This window comes from Bernardetia sp. (assembly GCF_020630935.1).
Classification (GTDB): domain Bacteria; phylum Bacteroidota; class Bacteroidia; order Cytophagales; family Bernardetiaceae; genus Bernardetia.
This window is the reverse complement of record NZ_JAHDIG010000085.1, coordinates 1-16,782: the sequence shown is the minus strand read 5'-3', so window position 1 is coordinate 16,782 and position 16,782 is coordinate 1. Positions and strand designations below refer to the sequence as shown.

The 16,782-nt window shown below is 34.6% G+C and carries 12 protein-coding genes; 6 read left to right on the top strand and 6 right to left on the bottom strand.

All coding sequences use genetic code 11. From position 1 onward, the window contains the following. Positions 1–120 precede the first annotated feature (120 nt). Together QZ659_RS18055 and QZ659_RS18050 are read right to left on the bottom strand one after the other, a co-directional pair. Positions 121–1,209 (bottom strand): bifunctional transcriptional activator/DNA repair enzyme AdaA, encoded by a 1,089-nt coding sequence (locus tag QZ659_RS18055; RefSeq protein WP_291728015.1) that lies wholly within the window; start codon positions 1,207–1,209, stop codon positions 121–123. A 313-nt stretch (positions 1,210–1,522) separates the two neighbouring features. Beyond that, complete coding sequence (locus tag QZ659_RS18050; RefSeq protein ID WP_291728012.1) at positions 1,523–2,068, bottom strand: lipocalin family protein; 546 nt, start codon at positions 2,066–2,068, stop codon at positions 1,523–1,525. A gap of 129 nt (positions 2,069–2,197) precedes the next feature. On the opposite strand from QZ659_RS18050, the gene QZ659_RS18045 reads away from it, so the two are divergent. Beyond that, positions 2,198–3,136 (top strand): hydrogen peroxide-inducible genes activator, encoded by a 939-nt coding sequence (locus QZ659_RS18045; RefSeq protein WP_291728010.1) that lies wholly within the window; start codon positions 2,198–2,200, stop codon positions 3,134–3,136. A 70-nt stretch (positions 3,137–3,206) separates the two neighbouring features. Here QZ659_RS18045 and QZ659_RS18040 read toward each other — a convergent pair whose 3' ends face one another. Further along, a complete protein-coding gene (locus QZ659_RS18040) occupies positions 3,207–4,658 on the bottom strand; it encodes an aldehyde dehydrogenase (protein ID WP_291728007.1) in 1,452 nt (483 codons plus the stop codon). Positions 4,659–4,774: 116 nt separating this feature from the next. After that, entirely contained in the window at positions 4,775–7,057 is a 2,283-nt protein-coding gene (locus QZ659_RS18035) for an amino acid permease (RefSeq protein WP_291728005.1), read from the bottom strand. Positions 7,058–7,368: 311 nt separating this feature from the next. Between QZ659_RS18035 and QZ659_RS18030 the strand changes: the two genes are divergently transcribed. After that, positions 7,369–8,754, top strand: a complete 1,386-nt coding sequence (locus QZ659_RS18030; protein ID WP_291728003.1) for a hydroxymethylglutaryl-CoA synthase family protein — start codon at positions 7,369–7,371, stop codon at positions 8,752–8,754. 137 nt (positions 8,755–8,891) lie between these two features. Then, entirely contained in the window at positions 8,892–10,808 is a 1,917-nt protein-coding gene (locus QZ659_RS18025) for a gliding motility-associated C-terminal domain-containing protein (protein WP_291728001.1), read from the top strand. An 84-nt stretch (positions 10,809–10,892) separates the two neighbouring features. On the opposite strand, the gene QZ659_RS18020 is transcribed toward QZ659_RS18025, so the two are convergent. Beyond that, positions 10,893–11,258: a DoxX family membrane protein gene (locus QZ659_RS18020; RefSeq protein ID WP_291727999.1), complete on the bottom strand. Its 366-nt coding sequence runs from the start codon at positions 11,256–11,258 to the stop codon at positions 10,893–10,895. 144 nt (positions 11,259–11,402) lie between these two features. Between QZ659_RS18020 and QZ659_RS18015 the strand changes: the two genes are divergently transcribed. Then, positions 11,403–11,840 (top strand): YybH family protein, encoded by a 438-nt coding sequence (locus QZ659_RS18015; protein WP_291727997.1) that lies wholly within the window; start codon positions 11,403–11,405, stop codon positions 11,838–11,840. A 69-nt stretch (positions 11,841–11,909) separates the two neighbouring features. Here QZ659_RS18015 and QZ659_RS18010 read toward each other — a convergent pair whose 3' ends face one another. Then, positions 11,910–12,923, bottom strand: a complete 1,014-nt coding sequence (locus QZ659_RS18010; RefSeq protein ID WP_291727995.1) for an aspartate-semialdehyde dehydrogenase — start codon at positions 12,921–12,923, stop codon at positions 11,910–11,912. Positions 12,924–13,241: 318 nt separating this feature from the next. Here QZ659_RS18010 and QZ659_RS18005 point away from each other — a divergent pair, with 318 nt between their 5' ends. Both QZ659_RS18005 and QZ659_RS18000 read left to right on the top strand, forming a co-directional pair. Then, positions 13,242–16,073 (top strand): 2-oxoglutarate dehydrogenase E1 component, encoded by a 2,832-nt coding sequence (locus QZ659_RS18005; protein WP_291727994.1) that lies wholly within the window; start codon positions 13,242–13,244, stop codon positions 16,071–16,073. A gap of 136 nt (positions 16,074–16,209) precedes the next feature. Then, positions 16,210–16,701 carry a hypothetical protein gene (locus QZ659_RS18000; protein ID WP_291727992.1) on the top strand — a complete coding sequence of 164 codons (492 nt, stop codon included), beginning with the start codon at positions 16,210–16,212 and terminating at the stop codon, positions 16,699–16,701. Positions 16,702–16,782 lie beyond the last annotated feature (81 nt).

The window sequence follows — 16,782 nt, the reverse complement described above, 5'->3', positions numbered from 1 at the left end:
AGTTTTATGGGACAAGATAAGGATGGAATCTTGCGCTAGAAAACCATTCTTAAACGAGTTCGAAGAAAAAAACAGACCTTGACAATAGTTTTTATAAACTAAATTGTACTACTCAACTACTTAAAATAAACTTGGCTCTTTCTGATTTTCTTTATTTGGGTTGTATTTGTTCTCGTGTAAGAGCAACCATTTTTTTCGTTCTAATCCTCCTCCATAGCCTGTTAGCTTTCCATCTTTTCCAATCACACGATGACAAGGAATTATAATGGATATTTTGTTCATTCCGTTGGCAGAAGCAATGGCACGAATTGCTTTTGGGTTTCCCAAATGTTCTGACTGTTCTTGATAAGAACGAGTTTTTCCGTATTCAATCTGATGTAAGCCTTCCCAAACTGATTTTTGAAAATCTGTTCCCACAGGGTCTAAAGCTACTTCAAAGTTAGTGCGTTTTCCTTCAAAATATTCTTCCAGTTCTTTTTTAGCTTGAGTAATATGTCGGTTTTCTCCAGTCAAGATAACTGCATTTTGTCTTTTTTGAAGGTCTGCAAATTCTGTTTCTAGCATTTTTCTGTCTGAAAACTCTAATAAGCAAATTCCTTTTTCAGTAGCACAAACAAACATAGCTCCTAAAGGAGTGGTAAGTCTGCTCATCAAGATAGTAGCTTTTTCTTTGCTGCTCATAGGTGATTTTCCCATTGTTTTTTTGAATGTATAACCAAATCCACTAAGTGATTCGTAGCCCATTTCAAAGGCTGTTTGAGTGGTTGGCTTTCCTTGTTTGAGTTCTTGAAAGGCTGTATTTATTCTGTAAAGTCGTTGATAGGCGTGAAAGGTCATTCCATAATGCTTTTTAAACCATTGACGCACTACTTTTGCACTAATTCCATTTTCTTTAAGACAATAATCTGATATTTTTTCTTTCGGATTTACTTTTACAAGTTCAATCGCTTTTTCAATTTCTTTAGGAGCTTGATTGGCATTTTGTGTAGGCTTACAAATTTTACAAGGACGAAAACCTTCATTCAAGGCTTCTTTAAACGTACTGTAAAATACTACATTTTCTAATTTTGGTTTTCTTGCTCTACAATTTGCAATACAAAAAATAGAAGTTGTTTTCACTCCCACAAAGAAAATTCCTACAAAACGCTCATCTTTATTTACTAAAGCCTTGTAATATGTAGCTATTTGGTTTGAATCTGTAATTTTCATAGAATATGTATTAGCGTAGAAATTAATTTTCTTCAAAGTTCTGAAAATCAGATTTTTGTAGCAACCGAAAAATGGACGAGTATTTTTTATTGCATATTTTTAAAAGTACGAATTATTTTAGTTTTTTACCTTTAAGAGCATTTAAGTAGTAGAGTAGACCAAAATATTAGGGGAAAGTAGTTTTTATTTTGGTATTAGAAAAGGCTTGGTAAGATAAAAGTGCCTTGCTTTTTGAGCGGAAGACAAAAAAACTGTATTTGAAAAAAGTCAAATACAGTTTTTTTAATTGTAAGAAATGTTAGATAAAAAATACTTATCGCTTTTCTACTACATAAACACCAGCAACTTCTGATATTACAGTAATTCCTTGTGCTGGGTCAGTTTCTTCTTGACGATACTCAAGTTCTACAACCATTCTGTTTTGCGTAAGCTCTATGATAGTGCTTCTACCTATTTCATTTCCAGATAATTGATTTTCATTGAATATCAATTCATTTCCTTCTCTTCTCCAGTTTCCTGACTCAAAGAAGTTTTGGAAATCTATTGTGATAGCGAGGTCATCACCATCTTCTATGTCTGGAGCTATTACGATAGAGTAGTCTCCTTGAGTCGTATAAGTATTATTATCGTTGAAAGTAATGCTCATATCAATATTAATTGCTTCAGCAACAAAGGGATTGCCGACTACAAAACCATTTCCATAATCTACTTGAGTACTACCACTATACTGAAAACTTTTTAAATCCCAAGTACCTAAAATACCTAAATTTTCTTCAGATTGTTCTTCTTCATCTTCTCCACAAGAAGTTAGGAATACAACAGAAAGGAGCAATAGAAATAACCAGTTTAGCTTTTTCATCTATAAGTAAGTTTAATGCTGAAAAAAAATAAAGTGTAAATGTACTATTTTGTTGCTTATAAAGCAATTATTACTTGTGGAAATCTTATATTTATATCACCTTTTTGAATTCTTACTATCTTTGCACTTATGAACTTCCAACAATTAGAATATATCATTGCGATTGACAAACATCGCCATTTTGTAAAAGCTGCTGAAGCGTGTTTTGTAACACAGGCAACCCTTAGTATGATGATAAAGAAGCTAGAAGAAGAACTGGAAGTAAAGATTTTTGATAGAAGCAAACAGCCTGTTGTACCTACTGAAATTGGAAAAAAAATAATTTTGCAAGCCAAAGTAACTTTAGGCGAAGCCCAAAAAATAAAAGATTTGGTAAGAGATGAGCAAGATAAAGTTAGTGGAGAGCTTCGTATCGGAATTATTCCAACGCTTGCACCTTACTTATTGCCACTATTTTTGCCAGCTTTTTTAAAAAATTATCCTTTAGTCAGTGTGCAGATTAGCGAACTTACAACGGAGGAAATTATAAAGCGACTTGAACAAAATGAAATTGATGCAGGAATATTGGCTACGCCCTTGGAAAATAAAATGTTGATAGAAAAGCCTCTTTTTTATGAGCAGTTTGTGGTGTACGCTTCAAAAGAAGAAAAGTTTATGAATAAAAAATACCTTTTGGCAGAGGATATTGATGTGAATAGGCTTTGGCTTTTAGAAGAAGGACACTGTTTGCGCTCACAGGTGGTTAATCTATGCGAACTCAAAAGTAAAGAAAAAGAAGTCCATCAGTTGGATTTTGCAGCAGCCAGTATCGAAACGCTCAAAAAGATTGTAGAAATAAACAATGGAATTACGATTATTCCAAGTTTGGCTCTCGCTGATATGAATGAAAAACAACTAGAAAATATCCGTTACTTCAAAAATCCTGCTCCTGTTCGTGAAATTGGATTGGTAACTTATCGTCATTTTATTAAAGAAAAACTATTGCTTGCTTTAGAAAATGAAATAATTAAAGTAATTCCAAAAGACATGAAAACATTAGAGAAAAAAGAAATTTTGAAAATAACATAGCTGTCACAAACCGTCGTTTGGGCTGATAGCTGTAAACGAGCATTGATTTATCCTAAGTAATGAATATTTACTAAAATTTTACACATACGTTTTTCTCTTCTGTAAAGAAATGTAAAGCCTCATAACCTCCTTCTCTTCCTACTCCAGACTGTTTTGTGCCCCCAAAAGGTGTTCTCAAATCTCTTAGTAGCCAAGAGTTTATCCAAACAATTCCTGTTTCTAATTTGGCAGCCACTCGGTGAGCTTTTGATAAATTTTGTGTCCAAACAGATGCTGAAAGTCCGTAAGGTGTAGAGTTGGCAAATTCTATAGCTTCATTTTCATTTTCAAAAGGAATTAGTGTAGTTACTGCACCAAAAATTTCCTCTTGATTAGTTCGGCAGTAGGCTGGTAGGTTTTCTATGACAGTGGGCTCAATGAAAAAACCATTTTTGCATCTTTCAGGTAATTTTTCGCTATCTACTTTCTGTCCTCCTGTCAATAGTTGCCCTCCTTCTTGTTTGGCTAATTCTATATATGACAAAACTTTGTCTTGATGTACTTTTGAAACAGTTGCTCCTTGGTCTGTATTTTTATCAGTTGGGTCACCTAGTTTCAATGTTTTGACTTTTTCTACAAACTTGGCTTTAAATTCCTCATAAATAGAATCTTCTATCAAAATTCTTGAACCACACAAGCAAATTTGTCCTTGATTGGTAAAGGCTGCCCTAACGGCTGTGTGTACGGCATCTTCCAAATCTGAATCTGCAAAAATAATAGTAGCATTTTTTCCCCCTAGTTCTAAAGATAGTTTTTTAAACATGGGAGCTGCTACCGAAGCAATCGTTTTTCCTGTTTGTGTTCCTCCAGTAAAAGAAATAGCTTTTATGTCTGGATGAGCCACAATAGATGCTCCTGCCCTATGTCCATATCCGTGAATGATATTTAATACTCCATCAGGAAAGTTTATGGCTTGACAGGCTTCTGAAAGCAAATAAGCTGTATAAGGAGTTAGTTCAGATGGTTTGGCAATCACACAGTTTCCACTAGCTAAGGCTGGGGCAATTTTCCACGTAAACAAATACAATGGTAAGTTCCAAGGCGATATACAACCCACTACGCCCAACGGCTGACGCAAAGTATAATTTAAAACGTTTTCAGAAGTGTGAAAGGCTTCTTCTTTGTCGTGTAGAATAGCAGTAGCAAAGAAAGAAAGATTTTGAATAGCACGAGGAATATCTATCGAACGAGAAAGAGAAATAGGCTTGCCATTGTCCTTAGTTTCTGCTTGTGCAAATTTCTCCAAATTATTTTCTATATAATTTGCTAGTTTTAAGAGCCATTTTGAGCGAAAATTTGCATCTGCCGAAGACCATTTTGGAAATGCTGCTTTGGCTGCTTCTACGGCTAAGTTTATATCGTTTTCATCCGAATCTGCAACCAATGAAAAAACCTCTCCTGTGGCTGGATTTATATTTTCTATATAATTATCAGAAAAAGGATTGATAAAATCGCCTCCTATGTAGTTATTCAATTTTTTCATAGAGCTTTATATTTTTTTAAGTATCGTTTGCTGTTCTGTGAGTTACAGAACAGGGACAAGAAACCATTTTTGGTGTTTTACGCATAGTGACACCAATGATTTAGCATCCGTTTTTATTACTCAATGACTTTCTGATTATGACTATTTACAAAAAGAATATCTGAAATATCATTATACCCAGTAAATACGCTTTCACCTTCTTCTTTCACTTGCTTGTCGTTGAGTCCGATAAGTGTAAGGTCTGCCGATTTAGATTTTTCATTGATGATTTGCTTCATACTTTTCCCTCGCTGTGCAATCAGTTCGACATTGGTAGCAGAGATAGGCAAACGTCCCGACTTTATAAGTTCTATGAGTTTGTCTCTTTCTGTTGCAATATCAGAATCTGGGTAAACGGCTTTTAGTTTAATATCAGCATCTTTCCAGTCTCTGTGTCCGACAATCACATACGCCAAAAGAATCATTAGGTTAGCATTTTGGAAACTATGGCGAGTAATCCAAATATTAATACTTTTCTTAAAACCAAAATTTCTTTCAGAAGTCGCCAAAACACAAACATCAAACGAAGTAGCTTTTATCAGAGGATAGTTATCTATAATTCCTTTTATGTTGTCAAGATTATTTTTGCTAAACTCTAATAAGAACATATTATTTTCCAATCCAGAAACACCAGGGAGTTGCAAAACCTGTGCGATAGAAGAAGTTACAGACGGACTAACCAGTGTGTCTATATAGACATTACTTTTCGTTTTGGAAGCCATCTGGATAATCTCCTTTTTTGTTTCTTTGGCTATGATATTGGTTTCTTTTGATAGAAAACCTTGAATATAATGAATATATGTACCAAATCCGTAACGATGTGAGAGCCAGCGCAACATATTGAAGGCACTTTGGCGACGGAAAAAGTCTTGTGAAAGACAGACAATAGCTGGATTCCACTGGTTGTTTTGTTCGTCTTCTCGTTTTTGTAAAAATACCCTAAGTTCTCTATTGATTTGAAATATTGCTCCTTGAAAAAGATATACAATACCTGTGCTTTTCTTACGATATTGGCTCATAACTATATGTAAAACGACCATAGAAACTAAAGAGATAAATGCGTAAGTCGCATTCATACTAAACATCATAAAAACACAAGCTACTGCGCCTAGAAGCGAAATATACCATTTGGAACGGAATGTAGGACGATAAGAAGTATCGCCAGAAAGATGTTCTAAAAATGAAATCATACAAATAGTACCATACGTTACCATAAAAAACATGGAGATAATTTCGGCAACAGCATTCACATCACCAGCAGCAACAAAAACAAGAGCAATAACTGAAGTAACAAGTGTAGAGTTGAAAGGCTCTGCTTTTTTTCCTTTTCCCTTTGCCAGCCATTTGTTCATGTTTTGAGAAGGGAAAGCATCATCGTTAGCTAAGGCTTGTAAGGTTCTTGGAGCAACCAAAATAGAACCTAGTGCAGAAGAAGCTGTGGCAGCAGCCAAACCAACTAAGATAATAGGTCCCCAAAGGGCAATTTTTTGCATAATGAGTTGGTCGCCATTCAAATCTTGTGGAGAAGCCGAAACATATAATTTCCAAACAATAAAGCCATACACTATCATCCCTGCAAAGGTAGCAGAGAGTGTTCCTAATGGAATAGATTTTCTAGGACTTTTCAAGTCTCCAGAAAGTCCCACACCTGCTGTCATTCCTGTAAAGGCAGGAAAACAAATCGCAAAAACCTTGAAAAAACTATCTCCATTACTTAGGGAATGACTCCAGCCCACTATATCAGCATCAAAATCATAGGGTGTTTCTCCAGCAAAAAACATTATTAAGGAGACAAAAAGCAGTGCCACAACAAAATAAAGAGCCTTAACTCCCAAATCTGCTCCCTTGGTAGAAACCATCAAGATAAGAAGCAAAAGAGCTGGAATACTAATCAAACGGTCTTGTATAAAGAATAACAAATGATTATCAATGATAAAAGGAAGTGTTCGCAAATATTCTAAAAGAGGCTGAAAGGCTTGAGCAAATGCAATAATATAGAAAGCAACACTAATAGCTTGAGACAAATAGAGTGCAATTCCGATAGTTGCGCCTATATTCAGACCAAAAGAACGAGAAACGATATAATATTCTCCTCCACCTTCTACTTTTTGGTTGGTCGCAATTTCAGCAATTGCCATTGCTGTCGGAATGGTTACGATATGTCCGAGCAAAATAATTCCAATAGACCCTAAGAGTCCGACATTTCCAACAGCATAGCCAAAACGCAAAAACATAACTGCTCCCAAAATAGTGGAAATAGCTGTAAAAAATACAGGTGCTGTTCCAAACCCTTGTCCTTTGACAAGTTGTTGAGAGTCTTGTTTGATGGCAGGAAGGGAAGTTGTAGTTTGTTTTGACATTTAAATTGATATATTATTTTTAATCAGAGGATAGAACATGAACTTTAATACTATTTCATACTGATTTGTCGGTACAATACTCTGAAAAGAATGTATAAGATACAAGTATTTTTTACTTTAGTTATTACTTTTCTGTAAAGATACTGTTTTGAAAAATTATCTTTTATTTTTCAGCATTTTCAACAAGTTAGCAATATACTAAACACTTTTTAATTCTATTTGTATAGATTTGTACACGAACATAGAACACATAAACCTATAATTACCAATAAAATAAAAAATGAATTGTTTATTACTAGACCTCTTTCTTGATGAATCAGAATACGATACAGGTAGGCATTGATGCAATGTCTTTTTATGTTCCTCATATTTACTTAGACTTAGAAACATTAGCTCCCTCACGCAATTTAGACTACGAAAAATTAAGTAAAGGCTTAGGCGTATTGAAAATGGCTCTTCCAGATGTAAATGAAGATGCAGCAAGTATGGCAGCCAATGCTGTTTGGAAACTGATAAAAGAATATAATCTAAACCCAAAAGATATTGGAAGACTTTATGTAGGGACAGAATCTGGACTAGATGGCGCAAAGCCTATTGCTACGTATATTTTGGGAATGCTCAACCAAAAATTACAAGAAGAACACAAAAAAGAACCAAACACAGAATTTTTTGAAAATTGTGATGCCTTAGATATGACTTTTGCTTGTATTGGTGGGGTAGATGCACTTCAAAATACATTGGATTGGGCAAGAGGGAATAAAAATCGTATCGGTATTGTAGTAGCTACTGATTATGCAAAATATGAAAAAAACTCGGGTGGCGAATATACTCAAGGTGCAGGTGCTGTGGCAATGCTCGTCAAGCAAAATCCAAGACTGATAGCTATCAACGATATTTGGGGCGTTTCTACGAAGAGTGAACACGATTTTTTTAAACCCAATTTTAGTGAAACTCCTGTCTTTGACGGACAATTTTCAAATTCTTGTTATCAAAACCGTTTGCATGACGCTTATTTTTCTTTTAAAAAACAGGCTGTAAAAGAAGGTTTGTATAATGAAAATGATATTCTTTCAGAAAGGTGGAATAGCCTAATTTTTCACTTGCCGTATGCGTTTCACGGAAAACGTATGTTTAGTCAGATTTTTACTAAAGAACGCTTATTTTTGACAGATAAAAGTAGAAGAGAAGGTTATTTAGAACGATTTGGTATTTCACAAGAAAATTTATATTCAGAGCCAAAAGAATTATTTAAAAAGGTGGCTAAAACAGATTCGTACAGAATCTTTGTTAAAGAAAAGATTGAAACAAGCCAACTTGCTTCTTCTCATATTGGAAATATGTACACAGCTTCTATTTTTATGGCTCTGATGAGTTGTTTGGAAATGAAAAAGGAAATGTTATTTAAAGGAGAAAAGTTAGAAGGACAAAAAATAGGCTTTTGCGCCTACGGAAGTGGTTCAAAATCAAAGGTTTTTGAGGGTGTTTTACAAAAAAACGCCATAGAAATTATAGAAAAGTTTAACGTTTTTTCTACGTTGAAAAATAGAAAAGCCATTAGTTTAGAAGAATACGAAGCGTTACACGATAAAAAACACACTTTTCCTCTCAACGGAAGCAATGGAAATTTTATTCTTTCTGAAATCAAGAGTGAGCCAAAAGTATTGGCAGATGCTCGTTTTTATGCGTATCAAGAATAAAAAGGATAAATATATTTAAGAAGAAGATAGTAAAATCAGATATTTCCTAGATTTGTACTCTTTTTACCACCAACATCGTTGTATAAAAAAACTTTTAAAAGGTTATCTAAAGTTATAAATCACGTTTTATCAAGACTATGCATCTAAAAAACAGGAAATATTCTGCTTCTTATTTTTTCTTTGTCATCATTACGACATTATTCTTTCTTTACGAACAAACTCTTTTTGCTCAAACACCTTGTTTTGATGTTTCGAATGTAAAAGGGTGTGCGCCTCTTACAGTTAGCGTTACTGACTGTTCTGGTGCAGACCCTGATTTGGTTTTTTACCGTTTTGGAAGTACTGCTGTGCAAAGAGAGACCGTTTTTACCTTTCAACAAGCAGGGACTTATTCTATTTCTCAACTTATCAATACAGGAGGCGAAGGAGGTGATTCGGTAAGAAGAGAAAATATTATTCAAGTTTTTGAGCCTAAAATCGTTGATTTTGAGGTTATTCGTTGTGCTGATAAGAGAATAAGGGTACAAATCAATGAAGATTACTACGATTCTTATAAAATAGATTTTGGTGATAATCAGTCTTCTATAATAGGAGATAATGAATTTGCAGAGCATACGTATTCTACAGAAAGGGAGTTTACTATTACAGTAAGAGGACTTTTTGAAGGAGGAGCAGAAAACTGTACACCAAACAGCAAGACCATAACACCAGTTGGTGCGCTTGTGCCTCCACAAGTAAGCCGTTTTGAAGTTTTTGAAAACGGCACTGCAAAAGTTGATTATACACTACAAACAGATTTGCCTCACACTTTAGAGATTCAGACACCTACTGGTTTTGAAGAGGTTAGTAGTCTTGAAACAAGTTCTACTAGCTTTACCATACAGAATGTTGTACAAAATGGAGTATATCGCATTTCAGTTCAAGATATTTGTACAAACCAAGCAGCAAGTTCAGAATTGTTTTATGTTTCTGATGTTTCCCTAATAGGAGAAGAAGATTATATAGATGTACGTTGGAATAAAGCAACAGGAGTTGATGCGTCTGAATTTGTAAATTATAGCCTTTTTAAAGATGGAAATATAATTTTTGATACAGAAGAGATTGCTATAAATCAAACCTCTGATGAAGATGTAGTGTGTAAGGTTACATATTGCTATCAACTAGAAACTGAATTTTCATCTGGATTGAAAATTATTAGTCCTAAAAGATGTATTTTAGCTGCATCAAATGCTATTCCTCCTGCTGTTTTTGATGTTTATGCCAGCTTTACGCCTACAGGTCAAGTTGATTTAAGGTGGTCGTATCCTGTTGGAAAAGAGGGAGTTGTAATTACTGGAACAGAAATTACTAGACGAAATAATAAAGGAAATGAAATTATTTATACTATCAATTCATCCGATTCTACTTTTCAAGATAGAGCTATTGATATGAATGAAGTTCCTTATTGTTATTCTATTTCTTATAAAAATGCTTGTGATTTGACTTCAGAACCTAGTTCTTTTATTTGTCCTATTATTTTAAAAATGGAAGGTAGTACAGATGAACAAGAAGGTGTGTTATATTTTGATTGGACAGCATTTCAAGGCGAAGAGACAAATAATTATGTATTAGAACAAACCGATTCAATAGGAAAAGCACCTTTCAACACGCAATCCGTTTCTAGCTTTGGTAGTTATAGTCTTGATATTGAAAGCCAACAGAATCAAACCAGTTATGTCAGAGTACGTGCAAATTTGGGAGATTCTATTACCTATTCAAATACTATTCGCATAGATTTCCAATCTTTTGTCAATTTTCCAAATGCCTTCACCCCTAATGGAGACAATCTGAATGATAGTTTTGGCGTACAAGCTAAATTTATAAAAGAATTTGATATGCTTATTTTTAATCGTTGGGGAGAGGCTGTTTTTAGAACAAATGATATAAATACTCGTTGGGACGGAAGGTATAGAAATGGGTTTGCTCCTGCTGGAGAATATACATTGAAAATAGTGGCAACTGACCAGCGTGGTAGAGAATATGTCTTTACTGAAATGATAAAATTGATAAGGTAGTGTTAGGCTTAATTCTTTAAACCACATAGGCACATAGAGCCTTGTTCTGTGACTCACAGAACAAAAATTATATTTATTATTCTCTTATCTCTTTCTTATAGTTCTCATGATAAGAACTCCAACAGAGCAAGCAAGCGTAATACAAGCCAACGCAAAAAGAAGACCTTTATCATTTTGTACGACAATACCCAAGACAAAAATATGAGCAGCAATTGCTCCTAGCATTGTTAGGATAGCTCCTAAAGCTCCTAAACGGCGAGTTTTGGGTATCAAGATTAAGATGGCTACTACAAGTTCGAAAAAACCAGCCATATATCTTCCCCAAGGCTCAACCTCTAATTGATTAAAAATCCATACCGATTCTGCAGCTCCTCCAAATTTGAAATAAAGTGTTTGAAGAAGAATTATAGCTACTACAATAGATAAAATGCCTTCAATTGTTTTTTGCATTAATTTTTAGTCTTATTATAAAGTGTTTTGTGTTGATTTAGGAAATACAATATAACAATTTTTTGAATTACGATTGTGTATCTTTGCTTGAATTACATCATACAATTTTAGTTTTATACTCTGAAACAATACTTTAATTTCAAAATGAGACAATTATTTTTTCTACTTTGTTTACTTGCTCTGACTTCTACTGTTTTTGGGCAATCTGTAACACAAAAAGAAGCAAACGAAATAAACAAGACCTTCAAAAACCAAGAAAAGGCTTGGAACAAGGGTGACTTAGAAGGTTTTATGAACAGCTACTGGGAGTCTGATTCGCTCAAGTTTATTGGAAAAAATGGCATTACATACGGCTATAACGCAACATTAGATAGATATAAAAAGTCTTACCCCGATACAGAAACCATGGGAAAACTTAGCTTTGATATTCTGTCTATGGAAAAGCTAGGAAAGAAACATATTTTTGTTGTGGGAAAGTGGTATCTGAAAAGAGAAGCAAAAGAAGATGTAGGAGGACACTTTACACTCGTGTGGAAAAAAATAAATGGAAAGTGGGTCATCGTTTCAGACCATTCTAGCTAAAAAGTAAACGAGGATTGAAGTCTTAAATATCGGTTTCAATCCTCGTTTATGGTTATAATTAAAAGTTGCCTATACCTTTTCAGCCTGTACTAAATTTTCTTTGACTAAATATTCAGCAATCTGAACAGCATTTGTAGCTGCTCCTTTTCTAAGGTTATCTGCCACAATCCACATATTGAGCGTATTTTCTTGGCTTTCATCTCTTCTCAAACGCCCTACAAAAACTTCGTCTCTGTTATGTGAATGAATCGGCATTGGATATTCTAATTTGCTTACATCGTCTTGTAAGATAATTCCTTCTGAATTTCTTAGAATTTCACGCACTTCATTCAAATCAAAATCATTTTCAAACTCTACATTCACAGATTCTGAGTGTCCTCCCATTGTTGGAATACGAACAGCTGTAGCCGTAACGTTGATAGAGTCGTCTCCCATTATTTTTTTTGTTTCCAAAACCATTTTCATTTCCTCCTTTGTATATCCATTGTCTAAGAAAACATCGATATGAGGAAGAACATTTAAGTCAATAGGATAAGGATAGACTTTCTTTGCTTCTTCTCCTTTGCGCTCGCTCATCAGTTGGTCGACAGCAGCTTTTCCTGTTCCTGTAACTGACTGATAGGTTGAAACTACCACACGCTTGATTTTGTATTTTTTGTGCAATGGAGCAAGAGCAACCACCATCTGAATAGTAGAACAATTTGGATTGGCAATGATTTTATCATTTTCACTCAAATCTTGAAGCTCGTGAGCATTTACTTCAGGAACAACCAATTTATACTTTGGATTCATTCTCCAAGCTGATGAGTTATCAATCACAATCGTTCCTTTTTCTGCAAATTTTGGTGCAAATTCCAAAGAAACTGAGCCTCCAGCCGAAAAAATAGCAATATCTGGAACAGCATCAATAGCTTCTTGCATACTATGCACACGATACGACTTTCCATTGAATTCAATCTGGTTTCCTACTGAGCGTTCCGATGCCACAGCAATAAGTTCAGATACTGGAAAGTGGCGATTTTTCAAGACTTCTAACATTTGAGTACCGACAAGTCCTGTCGCTCCAACAACAGCAATTTTCATTTTTTATATTGGTTTATGGTAAACTGTATAGTCTTTCTACACAAAAATTATGAGCAAAAATAAGGTTTTGCAACTTACTTTTGTTCTCAAAAACTGATTTAGTAGTGTTTTTTTAAATAAATTATCAAATACTATGGCTAAGCCTAAAAAATCTAGGTGTTTAAAGCGATAAATTGGTAGTTCTTTGTAAAATAGGTCAGTTTATTGTAATTTCGTTCCGAATTTCATAACTTCTATTCTAAGAAAACAAAAAACTCTCAGAAGTTCTTTATTATGGTAATAATAAAAAAATACTTCTGTCAAATATAAACCAAAAAAATGGACAAACTCTCATACCTTTCTAATGCTGAAAATGCTTATATCGATGGTCTGTATCAAGACTATAAAAAGGATGCTAATTCGGTAGATGCAAGTTGGCAACGATTTTTTGAAGGCTTTGAATTTTCAATGACCGACTATAATACCGAAACAGGAGAAACCATCAAAACCAACGGTAGCCCAAGCAAAGCAAATGGAGCAGCTATAAACAACGGATTTGAAAGTTCGCTTCCTGCTGACATAGATGAAGATAAATTAAAACAAGAAATTTCAGTCAAAAAACTTATCGACGGCTATCGTTTGCGTGGACACTTACAAGCTAAAACTAATCCTGTTCGTCCTCGTAGAGATAGAAAAGCTCGTTTAAAATTAGAAGATTTTGGTTTTTCAGAAGCTGATTTAAACAAAAAATTTAGAGCAGGAAACGAAATTGGTATCGGAGAGGCAACACTACAAGAAATCATTGATAGATTAAAAATGATTTATGAGAGTGGAATTGGCTTTGAGTTTATGTCTATTCGTGAACCCGATGTTAAGTATTGGTTCAGAAAAAAGGTAGAGATAGATTATCCAAAATTCAAATTAGACCACAGCCAAAAAGAACGTATCTTACAAAAGCTCAATGAGGCATCTGTTTTTGAAAACTTTTTGCATACCAAATATTTAGGACAAAAACGTTTTTCTTTAGAAGGAGGTGAATCTACAATTCCAGCTCTTGATGCTATCATCAATGAAGGAGCAAAGTTAGGTGTAGAGGAAGTAGTTATCGGAATGGCTCACCGTGGTCGTCTGAACGTGCTTGTAAATATTATGGGCAAAACGTATGCTCAAGTATTCAATGAGTTTGAAGGCAATGTATCTGATGAACTTTTAGGTTTAGGAGATGGTGATGTAAAATATCACATGGGATATTCTTCACAAGTTACCACACCAAGTGGAGAAAATGTATATTTGCGCCTTGCCCCAAACCCTTCTCACTTAGAGGCAGTTGCGCCAGTTGTGCAGGGCTATACTCGTGCTAAGTTGGATTATATGCATGAGAGTGATAAGAAAAAAGCTCTTCCTATCATCATTCACGGTGATGCTGCACTTGCAGGGCAAGGAATTGTCTATGAAGTAGCTCAAATGTCCGAACTAGAAGGTTATGAAGTGGGTGGAACAATCCATTTTGTTATCAATAATCAAGTTGGTTTTACAACAGATTTTTATGATGGTCGTTCTTCAAATTATTGTACAGATATTTCTCAACTTACTGAAACACCAGAAATTCATGTCAATGGCGACGACCCAGAAGCTGTTGTGTTTGCTGTAAAATTAGCTACTGAATATCGTCAGAAATTCCATAAAGATGTCTATGTAGATATGGTTTGTTATCGTCGTTATGGACACAATGAAGCTGATGAGCCTAAATTTACACAACCTCATTTGTATAACTTAATTGGAAAACATCCTAATCCAAGAAAATTATATATTGAAAAACTGACAAAAGAGGGTGAGATTACTAGCAAATTGGCTAAGGATATGGAAAAGTCTTTTAAAAAAATGCTTCAAGAGCGTTTAGATGATGTCAGACAAAAGCCATTACCTTACGAATATCAAGAACTAGAACAGGCTTGGAAGTCTATGCGCCGTTCGGAAGCAGAAGATTTTGATGTATCGCCAGATACTTCCATTACGCAAGAACACATTGATAAAGTAGGAAAAACCCTTACCACTATTCCAGAAGGATTTAATGCCCTCAAGCAGATTGATAAACTTCTTTCTGAAAGAAATCGAATGTTTTTTGAAGATAAAGTTTTAGACTGGGCAAGTGCAGAACTTTTAGCGTATGGCTCTGTAATTTTGGATGGACACACTGTCCGTTTTACAGGTCAAGATGTACGTAGAGGAACATTCTCACATCGCCATGCTGTTTTGAGTGATGCAGAAACTAACGAAACCTACAACAATCTAAACCATTTAGGAGAAGATTTACCAAAGTTTGAAATCTATAATTCACTTCTTTCAGAGTATGGTGTTTTAGGTTTTGAATTTGGTTATGCAATGGCAAATCCGAATGCTCTGACGATTTGGGAAGCGCAGTTTGGAGATTTTGCTAACGGAGCGCAAATTATGATTGACCAGTTTATAACCAGTAGTGAAACAAAGTGGCAGCGCACAACAGGTTTAGTAATGCTTTTGCCTCACGGTTATGAAGGACAAGGACCAGAACACTCTAATGCACGTCCAGAGCGTTTCTTACAGCTTTCTGCTGAATATAATATTATTGTCGCTAATGTTACCAAGCCTGCCAATTTCTTCCACTTGATGCGTCGACAGCTCGCTTGGAACTTCCGTAAGCCTTGTGTATTGATGTCGCCAAAATCACTTTTAAGACATCCAAAAGTAGTTTCTCCGATTGAAGATTTTACTCATGGAAAGTTTGAAGAAGTTTATGGAGATGATTATGCAGATAAGAAAAAAGTAAAGCGTGTTTTGCTTTGTTCTGGTAAGGTATATTATGATTTGCTAGAAAGACAAGAAAAAGATGAACGTAAAGATGTAGCTATTGTTAGAGTTGAACAACTTCATCCGTTCCCTAAGAAGCGTATTTATGAAGAATTAGGTAACTACAAGAAGAATGTAGAAGTTGTGTGGGTACAAGAAGAGCCAGAAAATATGGGAGCTTGGTTATTTGTATTGCGTATGCTTTATAAAGAATGGGTAGAGGAAAAACGCCCTACTCTGCAAGTGGTTTCAAGAAAGGCAAGTGCTTCTCCTGCAACGGGTTATTCTAAAATCCATGCCAAAACACAGCAAGCCATCATTGATGAAGCATTTGATGTGAAGTAATAATTTATATGTTTTTATACATAAAAAGGCTATTTCCTGAAAACGGAATAGCCTTTTTTTGATGGTGCAGCATTTTTTTTAAAACCTCCGTAAGGACATTGAAATATATTCTAATTAACCTACTTTATAATTTTCAATGAAAAATCTAAATTTCTTATCAGTCATAGTAAAAATAGGCTTATGTATTACTCTAGTTACTATTTTTTCAAGTTGTGATACATGTGGAGATACTGAATGCTTTACACCTGCCGAGCCATTTTATTTCCAATTAATAGACAAAGAGACAAATGAAAACTTATTAGAGAACGGAACATATCTACTTTCTGATGTTCGTATCAAATCATTAGCAAGGAATGAATTACATCTTTTAGAATTAGATTCAGTTGAGATAAATGGACAGAAAGAGTTAGTTTTGATGGATGCTGAGATAGGCTGGGAGCCAAATCGTGAAAATAAAAATTATACATTGATTCTTGCTGACTCATTAGAATTTGATTTTGTGTATGAAACAGAAGAACGAAAAGGAGAGTGTTGTACTTTTTATGATGTAATGGAAGTTAGCTCATCTGATATGGAAATCAATAAAACTGATTCAGAATTTGGGTTTTTATATAAATTGGGATTGTAGGTGAACAGTACTCCAAAATTTACTATTCCTTAAAAGACAAAAACACACCTTTTTTAGTTAAAAAGGTGTGTTTTTAGTTAT

Excerpts from the sequence above, each read along its gene's own strand:
- QZ659_RS18040 (WP_291728007.1), bottom strand. The coding sequence starts at position 4,658 with ATGAAAAAATTGAATAACTACATAGGAGGCGATTTTATCAATCCTTTT.
- QZ659_RS18025 (WP_291728001.1), top strand. The coding sequence starts at position 8,892 with ATGCATCTAAAAAACAGGAAATATTCTGCTTCTTATTTTTTCTTTGTC.
- QZ659_RS18010 (WP_291727995.1), bottom strand. The coding sequence starts at position 12,923 with ATGAAAATTGCTGTTGTTGGAGCGACAGGACTTGTCGGTACTCAAATG.
- QZ659_RS18050 (WP_291728012.1), bottom strand. The coding sequence starts at position 2,068 with ATGAAAAAGCTAAACTGGTTATTTCTATTGCTCCTTTCTGTTGTATTC.
- QZ659_RS18000 (WP_291727992.1), top strand. The coding sequence starts at position 16,210 with ATGAAAAATCTAAATTTCTTATCAGTCATAGTAAAAATAGGCTTATGT.
- QZ659_RS18030 (WP_291728003.1), top strand. The coding sequence starts at position 7,369 with ATGAATCAGAATACGATACAGGTAGGCATTGATGCAATGTCTTTTTAT.
- QZ659_RS18020 (WP_291727999.1), bottom strand. The coding sequence starts at position 11,258 with ATGCAAAAAACAATTGAAGGCATTTTATCTATTGTAGTAGCTATAATT.
- QZ659_RS18045 (WP_291728010.1), top strand. The coding sequence starts at position 2,198 with ATGAACTTCCAACAATTAGAATATATCATTGCGATTGACAAACATCGC.
- QZ659_RS18055 (WP_291728015.1), bottom strand. The coding sequence starts at position 1,209 with ATGAAAATTACAGATTCAAACCAAATAGCTACATATTACAAGGCTTTA.
- QZ659_RS18005 (WP_291727994.1), top strand. The coding sequence starts at position 13,242 with ATGGACAAACTCTCATACCTTTCTAATGCTGAAAATGCTTATATCGAT.
- QZ659_RS18015 (WP_291727997.1), top strand. The coding sequence starts at position 11,403 with ATGAGACAATTATTTTTTCTACTTTGTTTACTTGCTCTGACTTCTACT.
- QZ659_RS18035 (WP_291728005.1), bottom strand. The coding sequence starts at position 7,057 with ATGTCAAAACAAACTACAACTTCCCTTCCTGCCATCAAACAAGACTCT.